This window comes from Pseudomonas sp. Z3-6, assembly GCF_051131985.1.
Classification (GTDB): domain Bacteria; phylum Pseudomonadota; class Gammaproteobacteria; order Pseudomonadales; family Pseudomonadaceae; genus Aquipseudomonas; species Aquipseudomonas zanjanensis.
Genome location: NZ_CP071644.1, coordinates 3,503,031 through 3,513,086 on the forward strand (window position 1 = coordinate 3,503,031; position 10,056 = coordinate 3,513,086).

Here is a 10,056-nt window from a genome sequence, read left to right on the forward strand (position 1 = left end):
GGGGCCGCTTCGCGCCCCAGCGGGAGCAAGCTCCCTCGCCACGGGGTTGAGTGCTCGGCATCAAGTCTGGAAACACCCGAGTCCCCCTGTGGGAGCCGAGCTTGCTCGCGATGACGGCTGTCCAGCCGACATCACCGCCAACGGACCCACCGCTTTCGCGAGCAGGCTCGCTCCCACACGGAAATTGGCGGTGGACACAAACCTTGTGGTCACTCGAGAACCCAGTGGGAGGGCCATAGGGTTTTGTAGCCTCAACCAAACTGCCTTTGTGGCGAGGGAGCTTGCTCCCGCTGGGCTGCGCAGCAGCCCCAAAACCAAACACCGCGTGGCATCAGGCAGATCGCATGCAGCTTATTGGGGCCGCTTCGCGCCCCAGCGGGAGCAAGCTCCCTCGCCAGGGGGTTGAGTGCTCGGCATCAGGTCTGGAAACACCCGAGTCCCCCTGTGGGAGCCGAGCTTGCTCGCGATGACGGCTGTCCAGCCGACATCACCGCCAACGGACCCACCGCTTTCGCGAGCAGGCTCGCTCCCACACGGAAATTGGCGGTGGACACAAACCTTGTGGTCACTCGAGAACCCAGTGGGAGGGCCATAGGGTTTTGTAGCCTCAACCAAACTGCCTTTGTGGCGAGGGAGCTTGCTCCCGCTGGGCTGCGCAGCAGCCCCAAAACCAAACACCGCGTGGCATCAGGCAGATCGCATGCAGCTTATTGGGGCCGCTTCGCGCCCCAGCGGGAGCAAGCTCCCTCGCCAGGGGGTTGAGTGCTCGGCATCAGGTCTGGAAACACCCGAGACCCCCTGTGGGAGCCGAGCTTGCTCGCGATGACGGCTGTCCAGCCGACATCACCGCCAACGGACCCACCGCTTTCGCGAGCAGGCTCGCTCCCACACGGAAATTGGCGGTGGACACAAACCTTGTGGTCACTCGAGAACCCAGTGGGAGGGCCATAGGGTTTTGTAGCCTCAACCAAACTGCCTTTGTGGCGAGGGAGCTTGCTCCCGCTGGGCTGCGCAGCAGCCCCAAAACCAAGCACCGCGTGGCATCAGGCAGATCGCATGCAGCTTATTGGGGCCGCTTCGCGCCCCAGCGGGAGCAAGCTCCCTCGCCACGGGGTTGAGTGCTCGGCATCAAGTCTGGAAACACCCGAGTCCCCCTGTGGGAGCCGAGCTTGCTCGCGATGACGGCTGTCCAGCCGACATCACCGCCAACGGACCCACCGCTTTCGCGAGCAGGCTCGCTCCCACACGGAAATTGGCGGTGGACACAAACCTTGGGGTCACTCGAGAACCCAGTGGGAGGGCCATAGGGTTTTGTAGCCTCAACCAAACTGCCTTTGTGGCGAGGGAGCTTGCTCCCGCTGGGCTGCGCAGCAGCCCCAAAACCAAACACCGCGTGGCATCAGGCAGATCGCATGCAGCTTATTGGGGCCGCTTCGCGCCCCAGCGGGAGCAAGCTCCCTCGCCAGGGGGTTGAGTGCTCGGCATCAGGTCTGGAAACACCCGAGACCCCCTGTGGGAGCCGAGCTTGCTCGCGATGACGGCTGTCCAGCCGACATCACCGCCAACGGACCCACCGCTTTCGCGAGCAGGCTCGCTCTCACATTGGTTTCGGCAAGTCTTGAGTGAGTGGGTTGCCCACGAGCGGGCTTTGCTTTCTTGTGATCAAACTTATTGATGGCCGCCGGGTGAGCTTGACTCAAGCCTAATGCGGCAGATACAGGTCATGGACACGCTTGACGGTCCCATCCGCGCGAAGCGCTTCAACCGCTTCGCGCAAATGCTCGACCATTTCTGGCGAGCATTGCTTCGAACAGGCCAGGTAAAGGTCGGCGCTGCTGCCGACCTTGCTCATGAGCAGTTTGCGCTTGGACACCTTCGGCCAGATGTATCGACTCTCCGGCACGCCGTTGAACCAGGCATCGATACGCCCCATCAACAGCATCTGGGCGGGATTGTCGCCAATGGCCAGCGGGTAGATCTGTTCATCGCTGAAGCCTTCGGTGCGCAGGATATCTTCCTGTGCACTGCCCAGGCCGACGCCGATCTTGCGGTAGGTTTCCTTGGCCTGGGCGAAGCTGCTCACCCGTCGTTCAAGGCTGAAAAAGGCGCGCTCCATGGGCATGATCGAGGCGATCCAGGTGAAACGATCCTCTCGGGTGGGAATGCGCGAAAGAGGCGCGATCAGGTGGTCATGCTCTTCACTGACATGTTTCTGCGCCCGGGCCCAGGGAAGCACATGGATCTTTACCGTGTAGCCAGCCTTGGTCATCGCTGCCGCTGCGACATCGCCCACGATGCCGTAGCCCCTGGGATCGTTGACGAACGTCAGCGGCGGTGCGTCGAGAATGTGCAGTTCAATTTCCAAGGCTTCAGCGCCGGCGTTGTGCACGACCAGCAACGGTATCAATAGACAAAGCCTGGATAGCGCCTTGGTGGGAACATTCAAAACGCGTTTGCTGAGGCTCATGGTCGGTACTTCAGGCATTGGACGGTGGGGCGCATTCTACGGGGCGGCGCCGGAAACAGCGTGTTGCAGGCCAGTTTTATGTGATGCGGTGCACCCAAAGCGGGTTCGCCACAGTCGTTTTGTCTGGACACGCCCGTCTGTTGCATTGGCCTGACTGCGTGTATCTGAAGGTATAGATCATTGCGTCGACAAAAGCCTTGAGTCTTGCAACTTGATGCCGGATCACGGTGGTTGATCCAAAGGCCCTGAATGCCCAGGCGGATGGTTGGACTGCCTGCCCGGATTATTTATCGGCAAACCGCTCAAGTAACGGAGGAGCGGGTCCGTTACCTCTGACGAGGGCGCTGTGGCGAGGTAGCTGCAAGCCGGTCCTGAGGCCAAGGGGGAATTCGAGCAGCGGCTGACGAACGTCATCGGCGCGGTGTAAAGGTCCCGAAATTCCAGTGCTTGGCGGCGTGTATCTGTGCGTGTATTTGGCGGTATAAAACATTCGTTCAGCAATATCTTGAACTTTGTCTTTTGTTATCGGTTCCCAGAATGAGATCGCAAACAACGTTTCATTGTATTTGGTTTTGTATCTGTAGTTTCTTTCCTACATATCCGAGGGCTCGACCATGCATTCGCATGGATGAGCGCCGTTGTAGGCGGTGTCTGTAAGCGTCCTACTTGCTCATTGTAGGCTTCTTCTTTTTTAACGACGGCCACCCACTTTAAACCTATCTGGCTCTCTACCGGGTCGCTTACAGTCGTACTAAATCTACGAGCAGGAAGCAGGGCAATAACGATGGTCGACGCTTGGTGGAAACAAAGTAATCCGCAGCCCAGCCTCCGACGAGCTTGCGCACAACGCCTGAGTGGCGTGCTGAAGGAGTACGGCATCCCTGCCTCGGGTTTTGCCGAGGTACTGCGTATAACCCCTCAATGTTTGTGCTACTGGAAAAGACGAGGCGTACCTCGGTTACGGGTGGAGCAGCTGGCGCGTTTGTTGAGTATCAGTGAGGTGTGGCTGGCGACTGGGGAGGGCGAGCGGGCAAGCGGGCTATATCGGCGGTGGGAGCAAGATCAAATAGACGGTGCATGAGCCGTCTCAGGTGCGGCAATGGCCGTTGAAACCAAGGAGCAAAGGACATGACTTCAAACAGTTTCCAAAACGAGGTGCCCAAGGCCCGGGTCAACATCAAACTCGACTTGCACACCGGTGGTGCGCAGAAACAAGTCGAGTTGCCACTAAAATTGATGGTGATGGGCGATTACAGTAACGGCAAGGAACATCGTTCATTGTCGGAACGGGGCAAGATTGATATCAACAAAAATAACTTTGATAACGTCTTGGGTGAGTTTTCTCCAGAGCTGAAACTTCAAACGCATAACACCTTGGCTGATGATAAGTCCGATGTGTCTGTGGAATTGAAGTTTCAAAGCATGAGGGACTTCGAGCCGGAGCAGGTAGCACGGCAGATTCCGCAATTGCGCGCACTGTTGGCGATGCGCAACCTGCTACGCGACCTGAAGTCGAACTTGTTGGATAACGTGACCTTTCGTCACGAATTGGAGCGCATCCTCAAGGATGATGCGCTCAGCGATGAGTTGCGAGCCGAGTTGGCGGCATTGGCGCCGTAAATCGTTCGCTAATTAAAGTTATCGCCAAGCCAGAAGAGAAAATTAACTATGTCTGTTGAGAGTTCTAACGTGCAATCGCGCGGCGCTACAGTATTGTCCGAAGATAATGGCGTCTACGCTGCGCTTTTCAGCAAGATCAATCTGAACCCTGTCGCAGCGTTGGCAGATATTGAAACTTTTCAGCACGCCGAGGCTTTGTCAGAGGCCTCGACTGATGAGCGGGTTACTGCCGCTGTCAGCGTGTTCTTGAAATTGCTCAAGCAGTCGTCGCAGAAAGTAGAACGACTGGACAAAGTACTGCTTGATGAACACATCGCTTCGCTGGACATGCAGATCAGTCGCCAACTCGATGCGGTGATGCATCATCCTGACTTTCAACGCGTCGAATCAACCTGGCGTGGCATTAAGTCACTGATAGAGCAGACAGATTTTCGTCAGAACGTGCGTATCGAATTGCTGGACATCAGCAAGGACGATCTGGTGCGAGATTTTGAAGACGCCCCCGAAATCGCCCAGAGCGGTTTGTACCTGCATACCTATACCCGGGAATACGATATGCCGGGTGGCGAGCCGATTGCAGCGGCTATTTCCAATTACGAGTTCGACCGCAGCCCACGGGACATCGCGTTGCTGCGCAACATCTCGAAAGTGTCGGCAGCGGCGCACATGCCGTTCATTGGTTCGGTGGGCCCGGCGTTCTTTGGCAAGAAATCCATGGAGGAAGTGGCGGCCATCAAGGACATCGGTAACTACTTCGATCGGGCCGAATACATCAAGTGGAAGGCATTTCGCGAAAGTGACGACGCGCGCTACATCGGCCTGACCATGCCCCGGGTGTTGGGTCGTTTGCCCTATGGGCCGGATACGATTCCCGTGCGCAGCTTCAACTACATCGAGAGCGTCAAGGGCCCGGACCACCACAAGTATCTTTGGACCAACGCGTCTTTTGCCTTCGCTGCCAACATGGTCAAGAGCTTTATTGCCAACGGCTGGTGCGTGCAGATTCGTGGGCCGCAGTCCGGCGGCGCGGTTACGGATTTGCCGATCCATTTGTACGACCTGGGTACCGGTAACCAAGTGAAGATTCCTTCGGAGGTGATGATTCCGGAAACCCGCGAATTCGAATTTGCCAATCTCGGTTTCATTCCGTTGTCGTATTACAAGAACCGTGACTACGCCTGCTTCTTCTCCGCCAGCTCCGCGCAAAAACCAGCGTTATACGACACGCCGGATGCCACCGCCAACAGCCGAATCAATGCACGCCTGCCTTATATCTTCCTGCTTTCGCGTATTGCCCATTATTTGAAACTGATCCAGCGCGAAAACATCGGCACCACCAAGGACCGTCGTTTATTGGAGTTGGAACTCAATAAGTGGATCGGCGGGTTGGTCACCGAGATGACCGACCCGGGCGATGACCTGCAGGCATCCCATCCGCTACGTGACGCGAAAGTGACCGTAGAAGACATTGAAGACAATCCCGGTTTCTTCCGCGTGAAGTTGTATGCGGTGCCGCACTTTCAAGTCGAGGGTATGGACGTCAATTTGTCATTGGTTTCGCAGATGCCCAAGGCAAAAGCCTGACTCACGCCCAAGGAAACGACGCCATGAAAATCGATCGTCCCTTGTGGACATCCGGCACCCTGTTGTCTGCGCAACAGTTCCAGCAGCAGGCGCGCTGGGAAGCCTGGGCCAACGAACAGCTTGCTCACCTGGCCTTGGCACACCCGTGGGGGGTGAAGGCTGTTGCGTTTGACCTGGACGCATTGCGCCTGGGCAAGCTCAAGGCAACCCGGCTGAGTGTGCGCATGCCCGACGGAACCCTGCTCGATAGCGAAAGGGTGGATCGCCTGCCACCGGGGCTGGAGTTGGCACGGCGGCTGCCTGAAGACATCCAGCAAACGCTCGTGCTGCTGGCTTTGCCCTTGGAGCAGGCCAACGGCAACAACTGCCTGTTGCAGGAAGGCCGGGCTGATCGGCCGACCCGGTATCGCCAGGACTGGCGAGCGGTACAGGATCTTTATGCCGACGAAGTGCAGTCGATCGGCGTACTGGAGCACGTGCTGAGTCTGCGCCTGGACAGGGACGACAATGGCGATTACCTGACTTGCCCCATCGCGCGCCTGGTGCGCGACGGGCAGGACGGGTGGAGCCTCGATCCGGCCTACGTGCCGCCGCTGCTCAGTTTTGCCGCGCATCCGAGGCTCCTGGCCCAGCTGGATAACCTGCTGACTCAGTTGTCCGCCAAGCGGCAGCGACTGATGGGCATGCGGCGGGAAAGCAATCAGCGCATGGCCGATTTTGCCGTGGCCGATGTGTCGTTGTTCTGGCTGCTCAATGCCTTGAATACCTACCAGCCGGTGCTGGCGGACCTCAAGGCATATCCGCAGCGGCCCCCCGAGCAGGTCTACCTGGAATTGATCAAGCTGGCCGGCAGCCTGCTGACGTTCTCGCTGGAACACGATATCGACAAAATTCCCGACTATCGGCATGAGCACCTGGAAACCGTGTTCTCACCGCTGATACGCACCATCTCCACCTTGCTGGAAGCCAGCCTGCCGTCGCGGGTCATTGCCTTGGTACTGGAGAAGAAGGGGACCAATCGCTGGGAGGTGAAGCTCAACGATGAGCGCCTGCGTGAAGCGGGCGGTGCGGACTTCTACCTGTCGGTTCGCAGCCCCTTGCCGGCGGCGCAATTGCAGGATCAGTTTCCACGCCTGTGCAAGGCCGGTGCGCCGGACGATGTCGATGCCCTGATCAACGCCGCACTCGACGGCATCCCACTCAAACCCCTCAGCCATGTGCCGGTGGCGATTCCTCTGCGCCTGGAGAACCAGTACTTCGCCCTAGACCTCGGTCATCCCAAGGGACAGGCCATGTTAGCCACGGGCACCTGTGCCTTCTACGTGCCCAGCACGCTGGCGGATGTGCAACTTGAACTGTTTGCGGTGCTGCGCACATGAATCTGATCACTTCGAAAAAACACAACGCAACGACGCTGGACATCGATGACCTGCTGCAGGGCACCTACCTGCTGGTGGTCGAGTTGCGCCAAGGCGCTTTGGTACTCGATAGCGAGGCATTGATAGACCGTTGCGTGGCCCAGGTCGAGCAAGTTCGACAACGGCTCGAACAGACGGGGTTGAGCCCGCGTAGCATCGATCACATCAACCATGCCCAATGCGCGCTGCTGGATGAGACAGTGCTCACTTGCGCAAAAGAGGGTGCACGTACCGATTGGGCCAGGGAGCCATTGCAGGCGAGGTTTTTCAATCGGCACCAGGCGGGTGAGTTTCTTTACGAGGATATGCGGGAGGTGTTGCGCGAAGCCGCGCCGGACCAGGCGGTGCTGACCGCGTTTCAACGGATACTGACGCTCGGTTTCCGGGGGCGTTACCAGGATCCATCCGATCCGGAGCGCGAGCAGATTCTGGCCGTCTTCAACGCACAGGTGGCGCCCTTGGCGCTCAATCAACGCCTGACTACGCAGGGGGCTGGTGGCGAGCTGATCGAAAGACTGCGTCGGTTCGGTTCGCCCTTGATGCATACCCTGGCGATTGTCCTGTTGTTCGCTGGGGTCTGGTGGGCAATGGACCATCTGTTGAACGGCGTGATCGCCTCACTTTTGCCCGATAGGGCGTGAGGCGCAAATGACGCTCAAACTGCAACGAGTTCTCTGGCTGTGGGCGGGCACGCTTGCGCTCGCCTTAATCCTCATCATTGCGCTTGCCACCTGGGCACGCGTCGTCGCGATGCTGGTGGTGGTGGGCTGTGTTTGGTTGGGCTGGATACTGTCCAGCCGCCGCGTTGCGCGCCGGCTTGGATCGGCGGGCCTGGCCGCAAACGCGTCCTTGCCCGCGGCTTCATTTCGTCGACCGGTCGTACTGGTTTGCGGCGATGACCAGGAGGCTTTGTTCGGCACCATTCCATTAGAGCAAACGGCCCTGCGCGTGAGTGCCCAAGGGTGCTACATCCGAGTGTCGGAACTGGAACAGTTACCGACCGTCACCGAAAGCATCCTGGCCTTGCGCCCGGATTGGGGCAGCCAACTCAGCGTGATGCTGGTCGTCAATTCCGGCTCGCACGCAGAGCCTGGCGTCCTGGCCGGGCACCTGCGCGCCTTCCGCTACCAATTCGCCCAGGCGCGAAACTACGGGGGCGCACTACCGCTGGTGCTGGTGAGCTATCTACAGACATCGCAAGGCGAAGATCCCTGGTTCTGTTGGGCAAACGGTCAGCCCAGTCCCCGGATCCGTAATGCCGGCGCCTGCGTCAGTGTGGCCGACTGGCAGTCGCAATCCGTTGATTCGTCGTTGCAAGCCATACGGGTCCACACCGTCGTGCAACTGCGCAGCGCTGCCGCCTGGCTGCATGAGGCGGTCCTGCCACACTTGCGGTTGGATGATGTTGTTGGCTCAGCATTTATTTGCGCTATCAAACCGGTACGGGCGTTGCCCCAACTCGTGGAAGAAAATTTGTGGCGGCAATGGCTACGCCACAAAGTAGCGCTGGAGGACAACAGGCAAGCATTGGCAGGTGCCCGGTTGCCGTTCCCGGACCCTGTATTGAACTTGATCCCACGGCGCGTCCAACGCCTGCAGACACAGCGCGCCACTGTCGCCGGCTTGTGGATGTTCGCGCTGACCGGCGTACTCGCGTTGTTCAATTCTGCGTGGCAGAACACCTTGTTGGCACGTCAAGTCAGTGATGACCTGCATCGCTACACGTCCCTCTCGGCGTTGGAACAACGTGATCAGCAGGCCGTTATCCGGCGTGAAGGCACAGCGCTGGTGCTCCGTCAGGCAGCTCAACGCCTGGACAGGTATTACCGACACGGCGAGCCGCTGTCGCTGGGCCTGGGCCTGTATCGCGGCGAACGCTGGCGCGCGCCGCTGTGGGCGGTGCTCACCAATCACCGCGAACCGCCGCTTTCAACGCCCCTGCAATCACCCAGGCCGGTACGCCTGGACAGCCTCTCGCTGTTCAGTCCGGGCAGCGCCCAACTCAAGCCGGACTCGACCAAGGTACTGATCGAGGCATTGGTCGGTATCAAGGCCCAACCCGGCTGGCTGATCGTGATCGCCGGGCACACCGATGCCACCGGCGATGAGTCCCGGAACCTGCGGCTGTCCCGCGCCCGGGCTGCCGCCGTGCATGACTGGATGCAACACATGGGCGGCCTGCCTGACAGTTGCTTCGCGGTGCAAGGGTTCGGCGCCAGCCAGCCGATCGCCAGTAATGACACCGAAGCAGGGCGCGCCGCCAATCGTCGTGTCGATATCCGTCTGGTACCTGAAGTGGGGGCTTGTGCCTTTCCCACCGCAGGTCCGGACACGCCACCCCCAGTCGCATCCCGCGACTATTAACGTTAAAAACAGGAGCTTCCCATGGCAATTCCCATTTATCTCTGGCTGCACAAGGACGCAAACGAGGCCATCAAGGGATCGGTCGATGTGCAGGAGCGCGAGGGCAGTATCGAGGTGCTCGCCCAAGACCACAGCCTTGCGATCCCCACGGATAACAACACCGGAAAATTGACCGGTGCGCGGATGCATGCACCGTTTGTGTTTACCAAGGAAATCGATGCTTCAACCCCTTATCTCTACAAGGCCGTGACGAGCGGGGAAACCCTGGAGAGTGCCGAATTCAAGTGGTACCGCATTAACGATGCCGGGCAGGAAGTCGTGTACTTCGTCACCCGCCTGGAAAAGGTCAAGGTGGTGAAAGTCGCGCCGAAAATGCACGACATCAAGGACCCAGGCAAGGAAAAGCACAATCACCTGGAAGAGATCGAGTTGCGCTACGAGAAGGTCACCTGGACCTACAAGGACGGCAACATCATCCATTCCGACGCCTGGAGCGAACGCCAGAGCGCCTGACACGTAAGTAGCGGTGTGTTGGGTTGAGCGTCCGTTCGCGGGCGCTCAGCCAAGCACATCTGCTCTCAATCCTCGCTTGCCCCAACACTG

General features: G+C 59.0%; 7 protein-coding genes. 6 read left to right on the top strand and 1 reads right to left on the bottom strand.

Annotated features, from left to right (window positions below):
• Nucleotides 1-1,702: 1,702 nt before the first annotated feature.
• Nucleotides 1,703-2,467, bottom strand: coding sequence for a substrate-binding periplasmic protein (locus J3P88_RS15740; RefSeq protein ID WP_434570056.1), 765 nt, complete (start codon nucleotides 2,465-2,467; stop codon nucleotides 1,703-1,705).
• Between the two features lie 1,128 nt (nucleotides 2,468-3,595).
• Between J3P88_RS15740 and tssB the strand changes: the two genes are divergently transcribed.
• Genes tssB through J3P88_RS15770 form a run of 6 tightly spaced genes read left to right on the top strand, consistent with a single transcriptional unit; the run spans nucleotide 3,596 to nucleotide 9,966 of the window.
• Nucleotides 3,596-4,087 carry a type VI secretion system contractile sheath small subunit gene (gene tssB, locus J3P88_RS15745; RefSeq protein WP_434570058.1) on the top strand — a complete coding sequence of 164 codons (492 nt, stop codon included), beginning with the start codon at nucleotides 3,596-3,598 and terminating at the stop codon, nucleotides 4,085-4,087.
• A gap of 48 nt (nucleotides 4,088-4,135) precedes the next feature.
• Nucleotides 4,136-5,671 (top strand): type VI secretion system contractile sheath large subunit, encoded by a 1,536-nt coding sequence (gene tssC, locus J3P88_RS15750; RefSeq protein ID WP_434570060.1) that lies wholly within the window; start codon nucleotides 4,136-4,138, stop codon nucleotides 5,669-5,671.
• 23 nt (nucleotides 5,672-5,694) lie between these two features.
• Nucleotides 5,695-7,050, top strand: a complete 1,356-nt coding sequence (gene tssK / locus J3P88_RS15755; RefSeq protein ID WP_434570062.1) for a type VI secretion system baseplate subunit TssK — start codon at nucleotides 5,695-5,697, stop codon at nucleotides 7,048-7,050.
• On the top strand, nucleotides 7,047-7,730 hold the full coding sequence (gene tssL / locus J3P88_RS15760) for a type VI secretion system protein TssL, short form (protein WP_434570064.1): 684 nt from the start codon (nucleotides 7,047-7,049) through the stop codon (nucleotides 7,728-7,730). Before tssK ends, tssL begins: the two co-directional genes overlap by 4 nt.
• Nucleotides 7,731-7,737: 7 nt before the next feature.
• Nucleotides 7,738-9,453 (top strand): OmpA family protein, encoded by a 1,716-nt coding sequence (locus J3P88_RS15765; RefSeq protein ID WP_434570066.1) that lies wholly within the window; start codon nucleotides 7,738-7,740, stop codon nucleotides 9,451-9,453.
• Nucleotides 9,454-9,474: 21 nt separating this feature from the next.
• A complete protein-coding gene (locus tag J3P88_RS15770; protein WP_434570068.1) occupies nucleotides 9,475-9,966 on the top strand; it encodes an Hcp family type VI secretion system effector in 492 nt (163 codons plus the stop codon).
• Nucleotides 9,967-10,056: the final 90 nt, after the last annotated feature.